The organism is Streptomyces sp. NPDC004561 (assembly GCF_053602155.1).
Map to the genome: position 1 here is coordinate 34,923 of NZ_JBSGDB010000003.1, position 21,751 is coordinate 56,673.

Annotated in this window: 16 protein-coding genes; 15 read left to right on the plus strand and 1 reads right to left on the minus strand. The window is 70.2% G+C overall.

What is annotated here, in order from left to right; all coding sequences use genetic code 11:
• Positions 1-11 precede the first annotated feature (11 nt).
• From ACWEN3_RS00880 to ACWEN3_RS00950, 15 genes are all read left to right on the plus strand, one after another.
• The gene (locus tag ACWEN3_RS00880) at positions 12-1,124 is read left to right on the plus strand and encodes a C40 family peptidase (protein ID WP_452963955.1); all 1,113 of its coding nucleotides are present in this window, start codon (positions 12-14) and stop codon (positions 1,122-1,124) included.
• Positions 1,121-1,765: a hypothetical protein gene (locus ACWEN3_RS00885; RefSeq protein WP_452963957.1), complete on the plus strand. Its 645-nt coding sequence runs from the start codon at positions 1,121-1,123 to the stop codon at positions 1,763-1,765. Before ACWEN3_RS00880 ends, ACWEN3_RS00885 begins: the two co-directional genes overlap by 4 nt.
• The gene (locus tag ACWEN3_RS00890) at positions 1,741-4,368 is read left to right on the plus strand and encodes an ATP/GTP-binding protein (protein ID WP_452963958.1); all 2,628 of its coding nucleotides are present in this window, start codon (positions 1,741-1,743) and stop codon (positions 4,366-4,368) included. Before ACWEN3_RS00885 ends, ACWEN3_RS00890 begins: the two co-directional genes overlap by 25 nt.
• Before the next feature lie 515 nt (positions 4,369-4,883).
• The gene (locus tag ACWEN3_RS00895) at positions 4,884-5,495 is read left to right on the plus strand and encodes a hypothetical protein (RefSeq protein WP_452963960.1); all 612 of its coding nucleotides are present in this window, start codon (positions 4,884-4,886) and stop codon (positions 5,493-5,495) included.
• A complete protein-coding gene (locus ACWEN3_RS00900; RefSeq protein ID WP_452963962.1) occupies positions 5,489-6,397 on the plus strand; it encodes an ATP/GTP-binding protein in 909 nt (302 codons plus the stop codon). The genes ACWEN3_RS00895 and ACWEN3_RS00900 overlap by 7 nt, the downstream gene beginning before the upstream one ends.
• Before the next feature lie 47 nt (positions 6,398-6,444).
• Entirely contained in the window at positions 6,445-7,128 is a 684-nt protein-coding gene (locus ACWEN3_RS00905; protein WP_452963964.1) for an SAF domain-containing protein, read from the plus strand.
• Positions 7,129-7,131: 3 nt separating this feature from the next.
• Entirely contained in the window at positions 7,132-8,007 is an 876-nt protein-coding gene (locus tag ACWEN3_RS00910; RefSeq protein WP_452963966.1) for a hypothetical protein, read from the plus strand.
• On the plus strand, positions 8,000-9,607 hold the full coding sequence (locus tag ACWEN3_RS00915; RefSeq protein WP_452963968.1) for a CpaF family protein: 1,608 nt from the start codon (positions 8,000-8,002) through the stop codon (positions 9,605-9,607). Before ACWEN3_RS00910 ends, ACWEN3_RS00915 begins: the two co-directional genes overlap by 8 nt.
• Before the next feature lie 40 nt (positions 9,608-9,647).
• Positions 9,648-10,634 (plus strand): type II secretion system F family protein, encoded by a 987-nt coding sequence (locus ACWEN3_RS00920; protein ID WP_452963970.1) that lies wholly within the window; start codon positions 9,648-9,650, stop codon positions 10,632-10,634.
• Entirely contained in the window at positions 10,631-11,524 is an 894-nt protein-coding gene (locus tag ACWEN3_RS00925) for a type II secretion system F family protein (RefSeq protein ID WP_452963972.1), read from the plus strand. Before ACWEN3_RS00920 ends, ACWEN3_RS00925 begins: the two co-directional genes overlap by 4 nt.
• 18 nt (positions 11,525-11,542) lie before the next feature.
• Entirely contained in the window at positions 11,543-11,731 is a 189-nt protein-coding gene (locus tag ACWEN3_RS00930) for a hypothetical protein (protein WP_452963974.1), read from the plus strand.
• Between the two features lie 34 nt (positions 11,732-11,765).
• Positions 11,766-12,185 (plus strand): TadE/TadG family type IV pilus assembly protein, encoded by a 420-nt coding sequence (locus ACWEN3_RS00935; protein WP_452963976.1) that lies wholly within the window; start codon positions 11,766-11,768, stop codon positions 12,183-12,185.
• Positions 12,182-12,628 (plus strand): TadE/TadG family type IV pilus assembly protein, encoded by a 447-nt coding sequence (locus ACWEN3_RS00940; protein ID WP_452963978.1) that lies wholly within the window; start codon positions 12,182-12,184, stop codon positions 12,626-12,628. The genes ACWEN3_RS00935 and ACWEN3_RS00940 overlap by 4 nt, the downstream gene beginning before the upstream one ends.
• Before the next feature lie 8 nt (positions 12,629-12,636).
• Complete coding sequence (locus ACWEN3_RS00945) at positions 12,637-13,083, plus strand: TadE/TadG family type IV pilus assembly protein (protein WP_452963980.1); 447 nt, start codon at positions 12,637-12,639, stop codon at positions 13,081-13,083.
• A 6-nt stretch (positions 13,084-13,089) separates the two neighbouring features.
• Entirely contained in the window at positions 13,090-16,491 is a 3,402-nt protein-coding gene (locus ACWEN3_RS00950) for a LysM peptidoglycan-binding domain-containing protein (RefSeq protein WP_452963981.1), read from the plus strand.
• 699 nt (positions 16,492-17,190) lie between these two features.
• Here the strand turns inward: ACWEN3_RS00950 and ACWEN3_RS00955 are convergent.
• Positions 17,191-21,744 carry a phosphorylase family protein gene (locus ACWEN3_RS00955; RefSeq protein WP_452963983.1) on the minus strand — a complete coding sequence of 1,518 codons (4,554 nt, stop codon included), beginning with the start codon at positions 21,742-21,744 and terminating at the stop codon, positions 17,191-17,193.
• Positions 21,745-21,751 lie beyond the last annotated feature (7 nt).

Genomic DNA, 21,751 nt, shown 5'->3' on the forward strand with positions numbered 1-21,751 from the left:
GGTGGGGATGCATGCTGGCGCTGCTGATGTTCGCCGCCGTGTGCTGTGCCGCGCCGGCAGGGAACGCCATCAGCGCGTACGTCGCGCTGAAGACGGGTGTACAGGACGACGGCGGGATCGCCGAAGGGGGCAGCGCCGCCGACATCCCGGCCCGCATGCTGACCGCCTACAAGAAGGCCGTCCAGCAGGTCGGGAAATACATGCCGAAGTGCCAAGGCATGCGCTGGCCAATCCTGGCCGGGATCGCGAAGGTCGAGTCCAACCACGCCATAGGCAGGAGCATCGCCGATAACGGCGACATCCGCCCGAAGATCTACGGGGTGCTCCTCAACGGCTCCGGCCAGGGCGGCAACACCACCGTGGTCCCCGACAGTGACGGGGGCAAGTGGGACGGCACCTCGCAGGGGGACAGGGCCGTGGGCCCGTTCCAGTTCCTGCCCTCCACGTGGGAGGAAAACGGCAAAGACGCCAACGGCGACAAGATCGCCGACCCGCACAATGCCGACGACGCCGCGCTCGGCGCCGCGATCTACCTGTGCGGCAACAGCCGTGACCTGACGAAGCGGTCGCAGCTGAAGGCCGCCATCCTGCAGTACAACCACTCGAGCGAGTACCTCGCCAACGTGCTGGGATGGATCGATCAGTACACGGCGGCCGCCAAGGACCCGGACCTGAAGTACGTCACGGGCAGGGCTCGCACCGTCATCGAGGCCGCGCTCTCCCAGCGCGGTGTGCCCTACTCGTGGGGCGGGGGCAACGCGGACGGCCCGTCGTACGGGTTCTGCTGCTCGCCCAGCGGCAAGAGCGGCGCGAACATCAAGGGCTTCGACTGCTCCGGGCTGACCGAGTACGCGTACGCGAAGGCCGACATCAGCCTGCCACGCACCGCAGCCGCCCAGGCCGGTGTCGGCAAGCGGATCCCAGCCGGACTCGGCACGAGCGTGCTCGAGCCCGGTGACCTCGTCTTCTACGCCACCGCTCCGGGACGCGATTCCACGATCTACCACGTCGGGATCTACGTGGGCAGCGGACAGATGGTTAACGCCGCCCGCCCGGGCACCGTGGTGCGCCTGGACGCCGTCAACGCGATGTCCGGCTATGCGGGAGGAGCACGCCTGCTTTGACCACTACCCCGCGCTCACCGCACCTGCTGTTGCTCAGCACCGTGCTGCTCGCCGCCGCGGGCGTCGCTCTGCTGGGCATGCCGCACAGTCAGGAGCCGACAGTCCCAGCCACGGCCTCGGCCGCGCATGCGGCCACGGATCCGTCATCGGCGGCTGCTCCGCTTCCCGTCAGCGATCCGGCCGTCAGCACGGCTCTCTCCGCGACACCCGCTGCATCGACGCCGTCGGGTGTCGAGCCCGCGCTGCCGCCACACGGCGAGGGTGTAGCCGGCGACCGGGCCATCCAGCGGAACCTGGAGGCAGCGTGGCCCGCTGACCTTCCCGCCGCCGACGAGCAGGAGTTGCTCACCGCCGGTCGCGCGCTGCTGCGCGCGGACGCCACCGGAGTCGGCCGCGATAAGTGGCCAAAGGTCTTCGGCGACTCAGGCCAAGCAGTGGCCCCGGCGTTCGCCACCGCTCGCTTCCGCATCCAGGCCGCGATCGCCCGCCGCGACAGCAGCCCGAACAGGGCGGTGGTCCATCTGGTGTGGGCCGGCATGGACCGCGGCGGCACCTTCACCGACCTGCGCATCACCGACTGGTTCTTCACCCGCACTATCAAGAAGGGAGCAGCGACGTGGACTCCGCAGCCCCGTACCTGACGGACCGGGCCGATGACACGGCCACTGGCCAGGTACCCGGCCTGGTCACCGGCCTCGTCGACGCCGCCGACTGGCTCTACGACCGCTGGTACCTGCTCGCCCTGGCCATCGCCGTGTGCTGGGGCGTGAGCGAGCTGGTAGTACGTCGACTCGCGGCACGCGCCTCGGCCGAGCGGATGGCCCTGGAGCTGGTGCCCAACAGACACTTCGCACCCAGCCTGGAGGAGATCTTCCGCCGCGGCGTCCAGCTCGCTCGCGCGTCCACGGCCATGCCCTGGTGGGCGCCCCGCCGGGCAAAGGCCGTGCAGATCAGGCTGCGCGCGGACGGCTCCAGCCCGCTGCGCTACCGCATCGAGGGCCCGGCCGGCGGCCAGCGGCTTTTGTCCATCACCCCCTTCGGGCCGGACGTCACCGTCAACCGGGCCCGGCCGATCGCCGATGAGCCGCGGACGCACACCGTGCGCGCGGAGTTCATCCTGCGCGGCAAGCCCACCGCACCTTTGCGCGAGGTGCCCCTCACCCCCGACCCGCTCCAGCCGCTCGTCGACGCCGTATCCGACCTGCGCGCCGAGCTCGGCGACCTCGCAGAGATCCGGCTCGACATCCAGCGCGCCCCCAAGTGGGCACTGCGGGCGCGCCGCCTGCAGCTGATGGGCGCCGCGCGCCGCTCCGAACGCCGCGAGCCCCAGCGGGCCGCGCGCTGGCTGCGGCAGGACGCCAGCGGCATCGAGGACTCCCTCACCTGGCAGCTGCAGCAGCTGCTCAGCAACAAGCCCGCTGCGGGCGCCGGACGGCGGCTGGTCATGCCGCCGGTGCCTCGCCGAGTGGAGCCGACCGAGGCCCTGGGCAAGCTCGCCGACGACGACCACCTCGTCCGGGTTCAATTGCTGGTGATGTGCGCCTCGAACACCGAGGGCCGCGCCCAGGCCCGGCTCGCCCAACTCCAGGCCGCCCTCGACGTGTTCGGCGGCCGATCAAGGTGGGCCATGCGCGGATGGCGGCTGGGACCGTGGCGGATCGGCGCCGACCAATGGCCCACCAAGCGTGGGTTCGAACGCCGCTGGACCCTGGGGCACTGCCAGCCGCCCCGCGCCAACTGGGTGAGGCTGGAAGAACTGACCGGCCTGCTCAAGCCGCCCACCATGCACTGCCGCCTGCCAGTGCTCGCCGGGGAACTGCCGACGTTCGAGTTCGGCGATCCGAAACTGCTACTGCAGGGCATCTACCGGGGCCCGGACGGCCGCGAGCGCCTGGTCGCCACCTACGCCGAGGAGACCCTGTTCGAGGTGGGGGTGGGCAAGGCCGGCGGAGGCAAGACCGAGCGGGCTTTGGCGCAGGCGATCGGCTGGGCCCATGCCGGGGGCGGGCTGCTGTTCGTCGACCCGCACCGTGACTCCTGGCCCCGAGCCACCACGTTCCTGGCGCACGACATCCTGATGCCGCGGATCGCGCTGATCGACCTCAACGGTCTCGGTCCCCATCCGCGGGTCAGTTCGTGGAATCCGCTCGCCATGCACCAGGGCCAGACGGCGCACGAGGTCGTCGAAGCGATCGCCGACGCCTATGCCTCCGCATTGGCCTGGGACGACGCGACCGCGCCGCGCGCACTCACCATCCTCACCGCCGCACTCGCCGTCCTGGTCGCGGTCAACGAGGCGGCCTGCCAGGACGGCCGGCCCGAGGACCAGGCCACGATCTTCCACGTACGGGCCCTGCTCACCGACGCCGCCTTCCGCAAGGCAGCACTCACGACGGTGGCGGGCCGCCTGGATGAGGAGACCCGCTCCTGGTGGCAGGCGGTCTTCCCGACCCTGCCGCCCGACGCGTTCGCCGTGGTCCTCAACCCGATCGCCCGACTGGCCGCCAACCCGGTCACCCGTGCGTTCCTCGGCCAGCCGGTCGGCGTCTACAACATCCGCGCGGCCATGGACTCCAAGATGATCGTGTGGGTGTGCCCGGGTGGCAACGGGCCCACCGACCGTCTCCTGACCGCGCTGCTCGCCCGCGATCTGCTGCGGGCCGCCCGCTCCCGGCGGGACACGCCCGAGGAGAAGCGAGTGCCGTTCCGCCCGTACTTCGATGAGCTGATCACGCTGACGGGCGCCGCCCCGGAGACCATCGCCGCGATGTTCGAGGACTTCCGGAAGTACAGGTGCCAAGTCCACGGCATGACCCAGCTGCTCGCCCGCCTTCCCTCGCCGGTGCGGCTGTCCCTGGTGCAGAACGCCTCCACGCTCGCCACGACCGCCGGGTCGAAGTCCGCGGTCGTACCGATCACGGCCGAATGGGGAGATGACCCCAGCCCGGACCGGGTGGCCACCATGGAGCGGTTCGAGCACTACGTGTCCATGAACATCCACGGTCGCCGGGTGGGACCGGTACAGCTGCGTGGGCCCCATCTCGACGCGGTCTTCGCCGCTCAGGCACGGCCGCGGCAGGTTCCCGCGCTGGAGCAGGCCGCCCTCGCGAACGCCGGAGCACTCCCCCTGGATCAGCTCATTGATCGCGCAGCCGGGCAGATCGGCCGTGTGGCCGCCTTCCTCGCGGAACGCTCCCCCGCCGGTGCCACGCCCGTGCCTCTGACGAAGGAGGAATACGAGTGATCGGCACCCAGCCACACGACCGCAGCTTTCGCCCCCTCGAGCGCGGGGACAAATCTCGGGTGCCCCCCTCCAAGCAGCGTGGCGTTGCCGGGGGCTGGCCGAGGAGTCGAACGGGGCGGCGGCCAGCTTCGACACGCGCGGGTTCGGCGAGAGGCGTCCCGTGGCCTCCAACGCGACCGAGGCCGGCCGCGAGAAGAACCGCCAGCTCGAGAGCTCGTTCTTGCGCACAGCGGACCCACAAGATTCGTTCAACCCGGCGGACGCGTCCCGACCGTGTGCGGGCGCGACGAGCGAAGACACGGAACTACAAGTCGCATCCGGCTCCGAAAGTGGCTGGATACGGCCCGTGTTGTACGAGTGAACTCAACTATCACGCTGGGAAGTTGACTGGCATATGCGTAACCTTGCGGCTACGCAAACGCATTATCGCAGCTGGACCAGTCCGCAGACCTGGCTCGCCGGTCGTCGGTGGCCGGGCAGCGGTCAACTCGCACCGCGTCGTACGGGGAGACAACGTGACACGAGCACCACAACAACGAGCAGGACTCACCGCCGTTCGCTTCCGAAATCTCGCTGCTCCGTCCCTCATGCTGTGCACTGCACTCACGTTGTCCGCGTGCAGTTCCTCCGACGAAGGCGGCAAGAACTCCGCACAGACGTCGCCCCCTGCGTCGTCCGCACCGGCGTCGACAGCCTCAGCGGACCCGGACGCAGCTGAAAAGGCAGCGGTTCTGAAGACCTACAACGCCTTTTGGGCTGAGCAGGTCAAGGCGTACGCGCAGGGGAACATCCAAGGAACGGACCTGAAGAAGTACGCCTCGAAGGACGCTCTCGGCGGCGCCATGGGTGACGTACTGGTCATGAAGCAAGCGGGCAATGCCACTACGGGCGCCCCCACGCATCGCACGCAGGTCACCTCCCTCACCCTCACGGGCAGCATCCCCAAGGCCACCGTGCAGGACTGCATGGACATCTCGAACTGGAAGATCATCAAGAAGGCGACAGGCAAGGTGCAGCCCTTCCCCTCGAACCAGCCCCTGCGCTACATCACGACGGCAGCGGTGGAGAAGTGGGGGAAGCAGTGGATGATCACGAAGCTGACTCCTGACGGGGACCACACATGCTGAAACGCGTAGCGTTGCCCATGCTGCTGTCCCTGACCGCGATCGGCGCGGCGGCATCGCCCACGTTCGCTAGTGATGATCCGGTCATCGGCGGGAACTGCGCGGGCACGTACAAGTTCGTGACCGTGTGCGAACAGCAGCCGAGTTCGCCGGGCGGTTCTCATCAACAAGGCGGCTCCCCCGCAAAGGGATCCGGCAAGGGAAGCAGCAAACCGGCGCCGCAGCTGTGCGACGTTGAGCGCCTGGACCCGCAGCCGCCCGCCGACGATCCGGTGTGGCAAGGCCACAAGCCCGGGGACGGAGCCATTTACACGCGCGCGTGTGTCGGCGACGTAGCAGCTGGAGCTGCCGCCGCGACACTGATCGGCGCCCCGCTCGTGCCGCAAACCTTCTGGGCAGCTGCTGCGCCCAAGGCCAACGTTGACCCGGAGCAGCTAGCGCGCGAGGCAGTCGACAAAATGCTGTTGACCGGTCCGAGCATCGCCAACCCGCGCGCCGCAGGGCGTTACGTCGTCGGCATGCCGATGTGGATGTGGGTGAACCAGGGCCCCACGACCTACGGGCCGAACTCGGCATCCGCCTCACTTGCCGGGGTGACCGTCACCGCCACCGCGAAGGTTTCCTCCATCAGCTGGGACATGGGCGACGGCACCGACGCCGTCGTGTGCAACGGACCGGGAACGAAGTACGAGGCATCCATGGGCAAGGCCCCTTCACCAAACTGCGGCCACGTCTACGACAAGGCCTCGACCAGCGAGACGGGCGGCAAATTCCACGGCACGGCGACGGCTACCTGGACCGTCGACTGGACGGTCACCGCAGGCCCTGGCGAGAACGGAGAGTTCACCCAGACCCGCCAGTCCGCCTTCACGGTCGATGTCCGTGAAGTACAGGTCCTGAACTGAACTAGCGCACCGCACACGAGAGAAATCCCGAAAGGTCACTGCCCGTCATGGAATCTGCTGCGCCGACCGTGCCGCGCCCGAATGGTCCGAGCCACGGTGAGCTGCCGATCACCACCACGGCGCCCGTCAAGCGGGAACGCCGCTGGTCGGTGGCGGCCTTATGCATCGTGCTGGCGGTGGTCTGTGCCCTGGGCGCGGCATGGGCCGTCAACTCCGCCAGTTCGCGTACGAAGGTGCTCGCCGTCGCCCGCGATGTTCCGGCCGGCCAGGTCCTGACGGCAGCGGACGTCACCGTCGCCGAGGTCTCGGCCGACGCGGCACTGAGCCCGTTGCCGGCGTCGGACAAGGCGTCGGTGGTGGGGAAGCGGACGGCCGCCGACCTGCGCCAGGGCGGGCTGCTGCTCGCCTCGCAGTTGACTGCCGGCACTGGCTTGGGTGACGACAAGCAGCAGGTCGGCGTCCTGGTCAAGCGTGGCCAGGCACCGGCCGGCACCCTGTTCCCCGGCGACAAGGTCCTCGCGGTCACCACCCCCGCCCAGGGCAGCACCACGACAACGAAGGACGACCCCAGCGCCTCGTCGATCGACGCCGTGGTGGTGTCGGTGTCCCGCCCGGACGCCTCCGGCGCGGTCGTCGTCAACCTCGCCGTCGCCACAAGCGACGGCCCCGCACTGGCCAGCCTCGCCTCCCAGAGCCGCATCGCGCTCGTACGGGAACCCCGGAGTAACTGACCGATGCCCGTCACCGCACTCGTCTCCGCGAAGTCCTGCGGCGTGACCACCACCGCGCTCGCTCTCACCCTTGCCTCCAAGCGACCCTCCCTGCTCGCCGAGTGCGACCCGGCCGGCGGCACCATCCGCGCCGGGCTGCTCGGAGGCCAGGTCAGCGCCGGTTTCGGCCTCTACCACCTTGCTCGCGCCGAGCGGACCGGGCCTGAAGCCCTCGCCAACGCCTTCGCCTCCCACCTGTGGCCCCTCGACCAGGCCGGGCACCGCAAGCTGCTGCCCGGCCTGACCGATCCTGCTCAGGCCGCCGCCCTTGTCCGCACCTGGCCTGCTCTCGCCGATGTCCTGCACGTCATGGCGCAGCAGGCAGGCCACGACGTCTTCATCGACGCAGGCCGGCTCGCCCTGGAGGCCGGGCATCTCCACCCGACCCTCACTCCGGCCCCGCTGCTGTACCGGGCCGACCTGGTCCTGCTCGTCGTACGGGGCACCGAGCAGTCCCTCGCCCTAGCCCGCCACGTCATCCCTCCATTGCGCACCGCACTGCATGAACAGGGCTCCGGTGCCGACGCGCTCGGCCTGCTGCTGATCGAAGAAGGTCCCTTCCGGGCCCACCAGGTCGGCGAATCCCTGCAGACGCCGGTGATCGCCGTCCTGCCCTACGCCCCCGACGTCGCCCACTACCTGACCGGCGGCGGCAATACACCCCGCGGCTACGGGCGCAGCCCGCTGCTGCGGCACGCCCGCACCGCCACCGAGCAGATCGAGGCCGCAGCATCTCGCCGCCACCTCCAGCAGCAGTACCCCCCTGCCGCTCCGCAGCTCGCAGGGATCCTGCAGCGGCTGAACCGGCAGAACACCGATGGGGGAGTGACACATGGCTGACACCCATCAGCGTCCGGGCGTCAACGGCCATGAGCCGGCCCTGGGCCGCGACGACATCGCAGGCTTGCTTGCCGGGCATCTCACCCAGCGCGCCGCGCCCGAGACGCGCCCCGTGCCCACCGCGCCACCGGTGACGCCGCCTGTCGTCCCGCCGGCCCGGACCGACCCCGCCGTGGTGCCCCGGCTGTCTGGTCTGCCTGGTGAGCTGCCGGTGGACTGGGAGGTCATCGAGACGCTGCAGGCCAAGGTCTCCAAGCAGCTGACCGCCCGGGACCCCCAGCGGCTCATGGAGGAAGCCGACCGGCGGGCGCTCGCCCGCTCCCTGGTCACCACCACGGTCGCGGACTGGTCCGCCAAGTACGCGCAGGCCAACGTGCCCCTCACCGAGGCACAGGAACAGGCCATCGGCACCGCGGTCTTCAACTCCATGTACCGCGGCGGCCGACTGCAGAGCCTTCTGGACGAGGACGGCGTGGAGGACGTCATGGTCGACGGTCTGCGCGCGCACGTCGAATACCTCGACCGGCCGCGCCGCACCATCGAGCGGGTCGCGGACTCCCATGAGGAGCTCATCGCTTGGGTCAACCGGATGGCCCGCCTGTCGGGTCACGGCGAACGCGGCCTGACCCAGTCCACTCCGATGGTGGGCTTTCGCATGCCCGACGGCTCCCGCGTGACCGCCTCCATGCTCACCAGCCGTCCATCCGTCGTCATCCGTAAGCACCGTCTGCGCGACACCGGCCTGGACGAACTACGCCAGTGGGGCACCCTCAACCCGATCCTGACCTACTTCCTGCGGGCCTGCGTCCAGGCCCGGATGAACCTGCTCGTGGTCGGCGACATGGGCGCCGGCAAGACCTCCCTGCTGCGGGCGCTCGGCCGGGAAATCCCCGCGGACGAACGCCTCGTCACCCTGGAGTCGGACCGCGAGCTGTACTTGGACGAACCGGCCGCCTCCGGCCGGCCCGGCCCCGTCACCTACGCGTTCGAGGCGAGGCAGAGCAACGGTGAGATCCTCGGCGACAAGATGGCCGGCGAGATCACGATCTCCGACATGTTCGCCACCGCGCTGCGCTACAACGCCACCCGGGTCGTCGTCGGCGAGGTCCGCTCCACCGAGATCGTCCCGATGCTGCAGGCCATGTCAGCCGGCGGTTCCGGATCGATGTGCACGATGCACGTGCGCCGCCCGCACGCGATCATCAGCCGCCTGGTGCAGCTGTGCACGGAGGCCGGCATGGCCACCGAGGCAGCCCACCACCTCATCGCCGCCTCCATCGACGTCGTTGTCTACATCGCCTACGACTGGGACGACGTGAAGTACGGCGGCCGCAAGCACCGCTACATCAGCCACGTCTACGAGGTCCACGACGTCGTCGGCGAAGGCGGCCGCCCCACCACCACCGAGATCTTCGGCCCCGCCGGCCCCCATGAGCCGCGCGCCGTGTTCAAGAACATGCCCTCCTTCATCGGCGAGCTGGAGAACAAGTCGCGGTTCCCCGACCTCGAGGGCAGCCCTTGTTTCCACCGCGCCTGGCTGACCGACAATCCGCTCGGCGCGTGGGGCGGGCCTCTGCAGCGAAAGGGCCCCTCGTTATGACGCCATCCGTCGCCCTTCGGGCACGCACGGGGGAGGCACAGTGACCATTTCCGAACTCGCCCTGGCTGCCGCACTCTTCGCGGTGCTCGCCGTCATCTCCGTCATCGCCCTGGTGCGCGAGATCCGCGGCCGCACGCCCGATCCACTCAAGCCGCGCCGCCAGGTCGCCGCCCGTATCCGGCGCGCGCGGGCCGAGCTGCCGGAGAAGTGGCAGGCCCGCTGGCGCTACCTGGTCACCATTGCCGGCGTCGTCACGCTCGGGGTGTGGGCATACACGGGCTGGCCCGTCCACGGTCTGCTCGCCGGGGCCGCGGTCCTCGGCCTGCCGTTCGTGCTGAACCCGGGCATGTCCGCGCAGGCGCGCATCGAGCGCCTGGAGGCCCTCGCGCAGTGGCTCAACCACCTCGCCGGTGTGCACACCGCGGGAATTGGTCTGCCGGCCACGATCCGTGCCTCGGCGAAGAACGCGCCCGCGCCGATCGCGGCGAACGTCCGCGCCCTGTCCGAGCGGCTGCGCGCCGGCATGGAGGCCCACGACGCCTTCGACCTGTTCGCCGACGAGATGGCCGACGGCGTCTTCGACCACGTGGTGCTGCTCTTCCAGTCCCACGCCGTCTACAAGGGCCCTGGCCTCGCCGACGCGCTCGATGCCTTGGCCGTCACCATCCATCAGCAGGCCGCTGACGCCCGCGACGTCGAGGCCGACCGGGCCAAGGTCCGCAAAAGCGCGCGCATGGTGTCCATCGTCGTGCTCATCGTCGTCCTGGGCTGCATGCTGAACCAGGGCTGGTCGGGCTGGTACCAGACCCCGGTCGGACAGGTCGTGCTCGCCCTCCTCGGCGGTGGCTTCGCCTGGACGCTGATGCTGCTGCGCCGCATCGCCCGCACCACCCCCGACCCACGGCTGATCGAGATCGACAAACACCGCACACGGGAGATCGTTCTCGGCTACGCCTTCGACGCCGGCGACAGTCGTCCGCAGGCCTGGGCCTCTGCGGCCGCCGCCCGGACGGAGGACGCACGATGATCCCCCTGAACGTCATCGCCCCGGCGGCCGCGGCCGGCGTCCTGCTCGGACTGGGCGTGCGCGCCGCCTGGCCCGCAAAGCCCGATCTGACCAGCGTCCTGGACCGGCTGGACGCCAGCAAGGTGCCCGCTGCCCTGCCCACCGACGCTCTGGCCCCCACCGGATCGTTGCCCGAACGGGTCGGCAACCGGCTTCTGGCCGACTTCGGGGAGCGCATCGCCCTGCCGATGCGCGATTTGAACCTGCTGCGCATCAGCCCGGCCGAACACCTCGGCAAGCGGTTCTTGTTCGCCCTGTACGGCCTGATCGTTCCGCTGCTGCTGCAAGCCGTGCTCGCCCTTGCCGGCGCGCCGTTTCCCTACGTTGTCCCGGCAGGCCTCTCCCTCGCTCTGGCCGCCTTGTTCTGGCTGTGGCCGGGGCGCGAGGTCGCCAAGGAGGCTGGTGAGGCCCGCCTGATCGTGCGGCACGCGGCCGCCTCCTACCTCGAGCGCGTCGCTTTGGCCCGGGTCGCCAACTCCGGTGCCGCCCAAGCCCTGACCGACACCGCCCGGGTCGGCGAGAACTTCATCTTCGAGCGGATGCGGCAGGTCTTCCACCAGGCCGACCTCGCCGGCGTCACTCCCTGGGACGCGTTGAAGCAACTCGGCGGGGAACTCGACATCCCCGAACTCACCCGGCCCGCCGACACCCTCGCCCTGGCCGGGGACGGCGCCGCCGTCTACACCACCTTGCAGGCACAGGCCCGCCAGCTCCGCATCGCGCTGCTGTCCGACCAGAAGGCCAAAGCAAACGAGGCCTCCGCCGCCATGATCCTGCCGGTCACCTTCGGGGTCATCCTCATGATCACCTTCGTGATGATCCCCCTGACGATCACCATTCTCGGCAGCTGACACAGAAGGAAAAGCACGATGGACCTCACCTACCTCACGACCCTGCTGCGGGCCCGATGGGAACAGCTGAAGAACGCCGGCGACACCGGCCAGTCCACCACCGAACTCGCCGTCATGGCGGCCGTCCTGATCGTGGTGGCCGGACTCGTGGTCGCCGCCATCAGAACCAAGGTGCTGGAGAAGATCGGCATCATCAACGGCGGCTGAGCAGCGGATCCGACCAGGGGAGGGAAGAAGAACGGTGAAGGCGCACAGGCGCAGCGGCCGCTGGCGGGCACTGGCCGCCCGGCTGCGTTCAGACCGCGGGAACGGCAGCGTGGAGGTCGCCGTCCTGGCTGTCGTGGTGCTGATGCTCGTCTTCACCATCATCCAGGTCGGCTTGTACTACCACGCCCGCAAAGTCGCGCAGTCCGCCGCGAGGCAAGGCGTCGACACCGGCCGCCAGTTCGGCTCCAGCCCGGGCGACGGCGTCGCCCAGGCGCAGGGCTTCCTCGCCAAGTTCGGTGGCAGCGTGCGCGGCGCGTCCGTCTCCTCCGCCGGCAGCACGGCCGAGGAGCTCCACATCACGGTCACCGGGCACGTCGCCACCCTCGTTCCGGGACTGGAACTCACCGTCAGCCAGGACGCTCACGGCCCGATCGAACGCTGGACGAACCCATGATCCGCCTCCGCACGCGCCGCCGCGAGGGCCGTGACCGGGGCAGCGCCTCGCTGGAAGTCGTGGTGATCGCTCCGGCCATCATCGCCCTGCTCGGCCTGATGATCGCCTTCGGCCGTGTCATCGACGCCGACGGCGCCGTCGACGCAGCCGCCCACGCCGCGGCCCGGGCCGCCTCCCGCGAGCGCGACGCTGCCAGCGCCCAGGCCCAGGCTAGGTCGGCCGCCGAAGACAGCCTCAGCGGCGCTGGCATCACCTGCCAGAGCACCGACGTCTTGGTCGACACCTCCGGCTACGCCCTCGACGTCGGCCAGGCCGCCACCGTGACCGCCACGATCTCGTGCACCGCGCGGCTGTCGGACATCGCCCTGCCCGGCCTGCCCGGGTCCAAGACCCTCACGGCATCGTTCACCAGCCCGATCGACACCTACCGGGGGCGGCAATGATCCATGCCGTGCGGAACCTGCTGGCCCGCTGCCGCACCGAAGCCGCCTTCCGCGGCGACCGCGGATCCATGTCCCTGTTCCTGGCGCTGTCCGCACTGGCCATCCTCATGGTCATGGGGCTGCTCGTCGACGGCGGCGGCGCCCTCAACGCCACCAACCGGGCCACCTCCCTCGCGCAAGAAGCCGCCCGCGCCGCCGGCGAGCAAGTCGATGCCGCCCAAGCGATCCAGGGCACCGCCATCACCATCGACCCCGACGCCGCGCGCTCAGCCGCCCTGGACTACCTCGCCGCCGCGCATGTGCAAGGAGACGTACAGATCACCGACGCAGGCCAGACCCTGACGGTGACCGTGCACGACACCTACACCACCCACTTCGCATCCCTGCTCGGCGTGGGCACGATCCACGTGGACGGCACCGCGAGGGCCCACCTGCAGACCCAAGCCGGAGGCTGAGCCGCTATGGCACCCCGCACCCCCAAGCCGCTGCGCGCCGCCGGCGCACTGTTGCGTGCCCTGACCGGCCTGATCCTCCTGATCGCGCTGGTCGGCGGCGTCCCTCTCGCCCTGCTCACCCTTGGCCACCAGCCCACCGAGCTGTCCGGTGGGGCCGACCTGCTGCTTGAGCAGGACGACGGCACCCTGTGGCTGGTCGCACTCACCTGCATCGGCTGGGCCGCCTGGGCCGCGTTCACCTTCAGCGTCGCTCTCGAAGTCGTCGCCGTGGCTCGTCGTCGCTCCGCGCCCCGCATCCGCGGCCTGGGCGGCATGCAGTCCCTGGCCGGCTTCCTGGTCGGCGGCATCGTGCTGCTGGCCCCGACCGCTGCATCAGCCGCCACTACTACACCCGCCATCGCCGTCACCCAGACCGTGGCCGACCCCGCCGCAAACGCCGCGGCTACGCCAAGCGGCACGCCCAGTGCCGATGCCCGCTTCCCCACGCACACCGTCACGTCGGCCACCGAGACCCCGTGGGACCTCGCCGAGACCTATCTCGGCAAAGGTCAGCGCTGGAAAGACATCGCCGCCCTCAATCCCCACATCCCCGAACTGACCGCCGGCGACCAGTACTTGCCGAGAGCAGCGGTCATCAAGCTGCCCCTCGACGCCCGGCCCCCCGCCAGCAGCGACGCAGCGGACAACAACAACTCCGAAGCCTCTGCCTCCGGAGGAGTACGCACACAGCTGAGTGCCAGTGCGCCAGCCGTCTCCGAGAAGAGTGAACACACGGTCACCGCGCGGGACGGCGACTACCTTTCGAAGATCGCCCAGAAGGAACTCGGCGACGGCAACGCCTGGCCGCAACTGTACGAGGCCAGTTGGGGCAAACCGCAACCCGACGGCCTTCCGGACATCACCAACCCCAACGTGATCTACCCGGGGCAACAGATCACCGTGCCCGGCGCCCCATCCGACCCGCACGATCAGGCCCAGGACACCGAGCGCGCCGACGGTAGGCGTGCCGACAACTCCGGCAGCCGCCCGCACACGCCCCCGTCCACCGCGACTCCCCACGACCAGCAGGACGACGGGCACAGCGAGGGCAAGCAGCCGGCACCCGCACGGAGTTCGAGCGCGTCGGCGTCCTCCATGCCCGGCACGCAGCCTGCTCTGGAGCAAAAGGTGCCGCCCGCGATGTCCCGGCCCTCTGCCAGCGCCTCCGCACCGGCGTCGGCCGCCGCGTCCGCACCCGGCTCCTCCCCCGCTGCAACCGGCTCCCAGGCGCCGACGTCGTCGGCGAGCAGCCCGCTGCAGCTGCGCACGGTCCTGGGCGCCGGCGCACTGCTGGCGGCCGCGGTCACCGGGGCGCTCGCCGTACGCAGGCTGCTGCAGCGCCGCCGCCGCAAGCCCGGCGAGACCATCGCCATCGCTCCGCAGACCTCCCCCGCGGAGGCAAAGCTCGCAGCGGCCGCCGAACCGGCTGGTGCCGCCCGCCTGCACCTGGCGCTGCACACCCTCGCGCACCTGGCCGACCAGGATGGTGAAGAGGCGCCCGTGCTGCGGGCCGCGCGGATCGGGGCCCGCTCGCTGGAGGTCCTGCCGCAGGACCGCAGCCAGGAGCCCCGGGCGCCGTTCACGACAGGGCAGGCCGGATGGTGGCGCCTGGCCGCCGACGCCGACCTTCTGGACGAGGACGAAACACGCGAGATGCCGGCCCCGTATCCGGGCCTGGTCACCATGGGCAGCACCGCCTTGGGTGAACTCGTGCTGCTCAACCTCGCGCAAACGCCCGCCGTGCTGCTGGACGGCGATCCGCTGCACATCACGGAGGTATGCACATCGCTGGCCCTGGAGCTGGGGATGAGCCCGTGGGCGAGTGAGGTCGAAGTGGTCACCGTCGGCTTCGGCGAGGACCTGCCGCAGCTGCTGCCGACCTGCCGGATCGCACACATGCGGCAGCCCGCCCATGCGCTTAGGGACCTGACCGAGCGGCTACTGGAAGCCCACCAGATGCCCGATGCCAGCAACCAGCCCTATCTGCTGCTGTGCGCGGCCACCCTGGACGCCGACACGGCCTGGCAGTTCGCCGACGTGATCGCAAGGGCCGGCGGCGTGCCGGTCACGTTCATCGCCCCGGCCAGCTCCGCCGGGGCGTACTTCCCCGAAGCGGAAATCCTCAACGCATCCCTCAGTACGCCGCAGCGCCTCGACTCCATCGGTACCGACATCACCGTGCAGCGCCTGGAACACGCCGCCTACGAGCAGATCACCACGGCACTCGCCCTCTCCGGGCAACCGGCCGAACCGGCCCAGGGACCGTGGCAGGAGGTTCCCGACGAGCCAGGCCCCGGACGGCAATCCGACCTCGCCATGGCGGAGGCCTTCGACGGCCTCGACCCCGCTGCCGACTCGGACAGCGGCAGCCAGGCGCCCGCGGCGGCGCCGGTGACGGGGGACGTGACCGACAGCGAGGTGTTCCCCGCCCTGCTGGCCGCCTCCGCCGATCCAAGCGGCCTGCGCCTGCTGCCTGCCGCGTCACATCCCGGGCAGGAGGATCCCGGAGAGGACCTCGCCGCCGACCCGCCAGAGACCGAAGAAGCAGAAGTTCCGGCCTCTTTGGTCCCAGGAGCGCACGGCGCCGGGGGCACGGCGGCCGGCGACGCACACGACCTGCATGCACCGGAGATCCGCGTCCTGGGACCGGTCGAGGTGGATGGCGTGGCCAGTTCAGGGCACGGTCCACGCATCGCCCAGCTCGCCGCGTTGATGTACTTCCGTCCTAATCGCAGCGCCGATGCGCTGTGCTCCGACATGGACCCGCTCACCCCCTGGGAGGCGAGCACCCTCAACGCCCGCCTGCGGGGCCTGCGCAGCGCATGGGGCAACGACCCGGCCGGCAACGCGTACGTGCCACGCCGCCGCACCGGCGACGACCCCTACCGCCTCTCCCCCGCCGTGCGGTGCGACTGGACGAAGTTCCTCCAGATCGCCGAGCGCGCACTGCCCCAGGGGCCGGCCGGCCTCCAAGACCTGGAGAAAGCCCTCGGCCTGGTGCGAGGACGGCCGTTCGGCTCCAGGCCGCTACCCTGGGCCGAACCCTTCCAACAAGAGATGATCACCAGGATCATCGACGTCGCACACACGGTCGCCACCTACCGCATCCCGGCGGGCCCCCACCACAACCTCAGCGCAGCACGGCAGGCCATCGCAACCGGCCTCGACGTCGACGACAGTTCCGAGTTGCTCTACAGGGCGTGGATGAGGGTAGAGCACGCCGCCCAGAACCGCTCCGGCCTGCACACCGCCATCGCCCGCGTCCAACAGATCAACAGGGCACTGGATGCATCCCTGGAACCGGAGACAGAACAGCTGATCAACGAACTCCTCCATGGCCAGGGTGCGACCATGCGCAAGGCCCTGTGACGGCACGTGCGCAGGATCCGCAGCGCGCGCTACCGGCTGGGCCACGTCACGGGCCGCATAGGCGAGCAGTTCGCTCAGGGCCGCCTCGTTGGACGCGGGCGGCCAGGTGTGCCACTCCCCCAGTGTTTCGCGTACGGTCTGCGCAACCGCGTGCGCGTGCTGGAGCCAGGCCACCGTCCAGGGCGGCCATTCCCCCGTCGTGGGCGAGCCCGGTGACGAGGACCGGCCCGTGGATCTGGTACAGCACGATGCCTCGCCCGGTACTCGCCAGGGCCCATGCAGTGATGTTCTGCGCGAGTCCCATCCCCTGTCTGTCGCCATGGATGTGCAGGAGGGCTCGTCGGTGGCACAGCGGGTGGCCGTGTTCGCCGCCTCGCCGACGGCGGTGTGCTCGCGGTGAAGGTGGCCGGTATGGCGGCGTCTGGGGGGCCGCGCGCCGCCGGGTGTCCGATTCGTCCGCCACTCCCCCACCAGGGGAGGAACCCCCTCCAGCACCGTTTACGCAGACACCAACGCCGGCTGATGCGGAGCTGGTGCTCAGCGAGGGCGGCCGGCGGATGCTGGCTGCACTGTGCGGGGTCGAGCAGGACGTGCTGGCCCGGGCGCTGCCGTCTATCTCTCGCGAAGACGCCAAGGGCGGCGCGGACGGGGGTGCGGCGGGCGCCGTGTGGCCCGGAGCGGTTCACCGGGCCACGTGCTTCACGGCATAGTGAAGAACAGCTTCAGTGCACGGACGCGCTCCTCGTTCTCCAGCCCCGACAGCAGCGGCACGACGATGGAGCCGACCAGCTCCGCAGGGGCGATGCGTCGTCCGGTCATCACCAGCTGTCGTACCACCTCCTCGAGGAGGTCTGCCTGAGGGACGGAGTGTCTGACCATGCGTTGGGCGTTTTCGAGCAGACGGGGCAGAGCCGTTCCACCATGCGTTTCAAACAGGGTCCAGGCGATGAGAGCGCCGGCGAGAGTCGGTAGCGTCTCGGCTGCGGTTACCTGGCGCAGGCCGCTCAGAGCAGCCAAGCACCATTCCGCGGCCAGCTCAGGATCCTTCCCAGGCAGGTCCTCGATTACCTTCTTGTACTTGAACCATCCGCTCGCGACCGGTTGCCAGGTCGAAGCGCGCGTGAGAAGGAAGGCGGCGTAGCTGCTGGGCTTCCAGTCATCCTCGCGGGCGATCTGGTGCAGTTGGTCCAGCACCGGCAATTCGGCTGCTGGGAGCTCCATCAGGCGGCGATGCGCTTGCCTGATCGCGTCAGTAGGAAGGGCTCCGTCCTGGACAAGGGCTTCGAGGAGTTGCAGGCTGCCGAACGCGGGGACTCCCTCGCTGCGGGCCACAGCTCGCAGCACGGCGTCGTCCGCAACCAGGCTCACACCGCGTTCACGAGCGAGCCGGATGGGCGAACTCCAGACCCGATGCCGGGCGTCCTCGTGGTCGGAGGGCGGGTCGACAGGGACGACGTCGCAGCCGCCGAGCGCGGCGGCGAGTGTTGCGGCCCGGTCCGCCCAGCGCTGGGTGACCTTTTCCGAGTACTCCGTGAAGACCGGGCGTTGGGTGTACGAGTCCCAGCCGAGCCATCCGGAGCTCCGCACCGACAGCGAGGAACGCGCCTGCAGAATGTCGTCGCGCTGCGCCGCGGTGACGAGGAGCTGCTCGAAGTGCTCCCGCAGTTGCGTGGCATCACCGAGCACGGTCGGGGACAGGAACAGGGCTGAGGTATCCACGACGACCGTCGCGTTTCGCGCCTGTCGCGCGGCGTCGATCTCCTGGGAGCTGATGCCCACCTCGCGGGCGCGGACGACGTAGCAGCGGACGATGTTCCGAATCAGGGCGTCGGCGTAGCTGTGGCCGAACGCACCGGCGACAACACTGATCGGAAGCTGTCCTGCGGCAGCATCGCTCTCCATCTGGGCCGCAGCATCCGCGGTCGGCGCGATACGGGTGCGCAAGAAGGTCTTCAGCCCGTCCAGTGTGTCGTCGACCGGCACTTGCTCGATAAGGTTGCTGTCGGGGAAGCGCTCGAAAAACGCCTGATGCAGGTCGCGCGCCTTGGCCATCAGCCGGTAGTTGTTGTCCGAGGCGGCGGGCATCGCGAAGCCGGTCATGACCGCGGTGGCGACCAGTTCCTCGTCGTCAGGGAACGCCTGAGCGGCTTCCGTGGCAGCGGACAGGACTTCTTCCTGCGTGATGTCGGTGTCAGCCTGCGTGATCGAGGGCGCGATAGTGCGCAGCACGGAGGCAAGAAGCCGGGCCTGGTTGCGGTTCGTGGGTTTCAGCCTGGGATCAGACCTGATGACCTGGTAGGCCTCGTCCATCCGGCGCAGCTGATGCAGGGCGTGGACGCTTGCCCACCGGTAGTTGATCCGGCTGGCCTCATGGTTCGGGTCCGCCTCGGCGATCTCGTCGTCGGCCAAGAGGCGTCGTGTCTCCGCCAGTACCTCGGTCCATGCTTCTCGACGTGCCGCGGTGTCGAGGAGGATCTCGCGGGCAGTCCGGCGGCGGAAAGCGTCGTCGCTCGACGTCAAGCGTGTGGCCAGGCGCTCGGCGTCGTCCAGCATTCCGTGCGTGTGAGCCAGAAGGGCCGCGCTGAGGCGGTGCCGTTCGTCGTGGTTGTGCTGCTCGGCGAACCGCTCCAGGGCGCCGACCGCGCCGGCGATGTCGCCCTGGCGCAGGAGGCAGGTGCCGCGGATCTGCAGGGCGCGCTCGGAGTCGGGGTAGCGGCGGGCCAGGATCTGAGCCTGGGCGACGTCTCCGACCCTCAGCAGGGATTGGGCGCGGGTGAGGTCCGCGATTTCGGTGTCGAACGCCTCGAGTTGCGACAGTTCGGTCTCATCGAGTGCGTCGACCAGTGACAGACCGAGCAGGGCCCGCAGTTGCTGGTCTGTGCCGGTCTGGGGCGCGATCTCGCCGAGGACGGCGCGGAACTCTGCGGCGGCTTCGCGGCGGGAGTCCTCGCGCTGGGCGAGCGCGAGCGCGGTCATGAGGCGCCGCTCGACGGGGTCCTCGATCCGCGCGGAGAGTTCGAGAGCCAGATCGACCGTTCCGGTCTGCGCGGCCAGACCGGCGGCGACGAGTACCACGGGCCCGGAGGTGGCCTCAGTCGGTTCGGCCGTGCCTGCGGGGGGTGGCAGCAGCATCGCCAACGCGCCTCGGTCATCGCCTGTCAGCGCGCGCGCCTGAGCTGCGAGGGTGAGGGCCTCGGCCGTGGGGCCGTTCCAGTCCAGCCGGCGGCCGCGGGCCGCGAGGGCGAGTCCCTCCGCGCGGCTAAGCGCGGCGTCCCTGTCGAAGCCGGAGACGCGGCTGACCTGGTCAGCGGCCTTCACGACGAGTGTCCGCGCCAGCTCCATGGCGATCGCCGACGAGCGCGGTCCGCGCAGGGCCGCCAACGCCGACATTCCAGCGGAGCCGGGACGATACGGCGCGAAGGCCTCGTTGAGGCTCTCCGCCAGGATCAATGCCGCGTCGATCTGACCAGGGGTCTGATACAGCGCAACGGTTGCCGTCAGGGCGGCGTTCAGCCTCACCGACTCCAAGAAGGCCGGGTAGCGTTCCGCGAAGTCCGCGACGAACTCGACGAACTCGTCATCGCCGACCGGCAGCGTCTCGGCGGCTCCCCCCAGGCCCACCACGGCCGGCTTCGGCAGCGGCAGCTCCAGCGCCCCGGCCACCGCCAAGAGCCTGGGAGCGACCGCGGCGGCGCCGGAGGACAGCGCACGGTACAGCTCCCACAACGGTCGGCCCGCGGGAGCGGCCTCCTCAGCGAGCGCGAAAAGTTCCCCGGCTTTGTCCGGGTCCTCGGCCTGGAGGGCGCAGCCCGCGGCCCTTCCATACAGGTACGCGGACAGCAGGCCGTCGGGCGATCGCCGCGCCGCCTGCTCGAAGAGCCACGAGGCCGTCGCGTGGTCGTGGGAATGGGCGAACTCGGCGACCAAGACCCACAGTGGGCCGCCGTCGTCGTCGCGGAAGTGCTGCGGTGGCCGCCGCTTGAACCGGCTCAGCCATGTCCCCGGCTGCCCGCCCAGATTCGCCAACTCCTCGACGACCACGGTGGCGCGCGCCCCCACCAGCGGCACAGCCCACTGGTAGGCCAGCGCCACGTGCGGTCCCACACGCAGCAGCGACTCGACCGCGGAGGGGGCGGCGGCCGGGGCCCCGGTGCCCGCCGGAGCGCTCCCGCCCGGCGGCAGGTCCTCCGGCTCGGCCTGGCGCAGCAGCGCGAACGCGAACGCAGCGGCGTGCCCCGATGCCAGGGGCTGCCACTTCCGGTCCGCCCCCGCTGCCTTGTCGTCGACGCTGTCAGAGATCCCGCGTACGGCAAGGGCGGCCACCTCCGTCATGTGGGAGGTCTCGTAGAGTCCGAACGACTCCATGTCGACCGCCGCGGCATCGTTGATGTCGCGGCGGACCTTCTCCATCAGCGCCGAACGGGCATCGGCGTGGACGACCTGCCCGGCGGCGATCGCCTTGATCTCCACCCGCGGCTTGACCCCCCGCGCGTTCACGCCATCGCCAGGGAGCCCATCCGTCCACTCACCCCTGCGCACGTGCCTCGCCAAGTGCACGAGTCTGTTGGCGGCGGGGAAGGACACGAGACGCGCCAGGTGGATCGACCCCTTGACCTCGTCCCACACGTCCTTGCCCCGGTGCATGTCGTAGACCCGGTCAGCAACCACCACGTCGCCGCGGACCAGATCCTCCGGTTTGACCGAGCCCGCGACGCCGACGAAGAACACCAGCTGGGGATCCAGCGCTGCGGTGGCCGAGGCGAACTCCGCGGCCGTGCGCGTGTTGCCCTCGCCGACCTCCGCCACGTACACGGTCCAGTCGATGTGGTCGCCCGCGAACGCGCCGACCTCGAAACGCGTCGTGCGCACCCGACTGGTCCGTCGCGCGGGCAGGTGCGCCGCGACCGCCTCGTACTCGTCCTGGAGCGCGGTGAACACCACCGCCGTCATCCGCGGGCGCGCAACGCTCTCCTCGCCGCCCGCGGTCAGGCCCGCGGACTCGTAGAGCCACTCGCGCACCCTCGGGTTGGTCAGGTCCACACGCCACAACGTGGAGCGGCCCTCGACGGTCGATGTCACGAAGCCCGCCTTCTTGAGCGTCGCGAGCGTCGACGTCGCGGTCGTAGGGGCGATATCGAGCGCGCGCGCCAGCGCCCGCCCGCTCACCGGCGCGTTCGAACGGGCAAGCGATTCAAGGGCACGGAAGGCCGTGTCGCCCAGCAGGGCCTGCAGCTGATCGGCGGTCGAAGTCACCCGACCA

Coding starts and splice junctions, on each gene's coding strand:
- ACWEN3_RS00930 (WP_452963974.1), top strand. CDS start 11,543: ATGGACCTCACCTACCTCACGACCCTGCTGCGGGCCCGATGGGAACAG.
- ACWEN3_RS00925 (WP_452963972.1), top strand. CDS start 10,631: ATGATCCCCCTGAACGTCATCGCCCCGGCGGCCGCGGCCGGCGTCCTG.
- ACWEN3_RS00880 (WP_452963955.1), top strand. CDS start 12: ATGCTGGCGCTGCTGATGTTCGCCGCCGTGTGCTGTGCCGCGCCGGCA.
- ACWEN3_RS00905 (WP_452963964.1), top strand. CDS start 6,445: ATGGAATCTGCTGCGCCGACCGTGCCGCGCCCGAATGGTCCGAGCCAC.
- ACWEN3_RS00910 (WP_452963966.1), top strand. CDS start 7,132: ATGCCCGTCACCGCACTCGTCTCCGCGAAGTCCTGCGGCGTGACCACC.
- ACWEN3_RS00950 (WP_452963981.1), top strand. CDS start 13,090: ATGGCACCCCGCACCCCCAAGCCGCTGCGCGCCGCCGGCGCACTGTTG.
- ACWEN3_RS00900 (WP_452963962.1), top strand. CDS start 5,489: ATGCTGAAACGCGTAGCGTTGCCCATGCTGCTGTCCCTGACCGCGATC.
- ACWEN3_RS00940 (WP_452963978.1), top strand. CDS start 12,182: ATGATCCGCCTCCGCACGCGCCGCCGCGAGGGCCGTGACCGGGGCAGC.
- ACWEN3_RS00915 (WP_452963968.1), top strand. CDS start 8,000: ATGGCTGACACCCATCAGCGTCCGGGCGTCAACGGCCATGAGCCGGCC.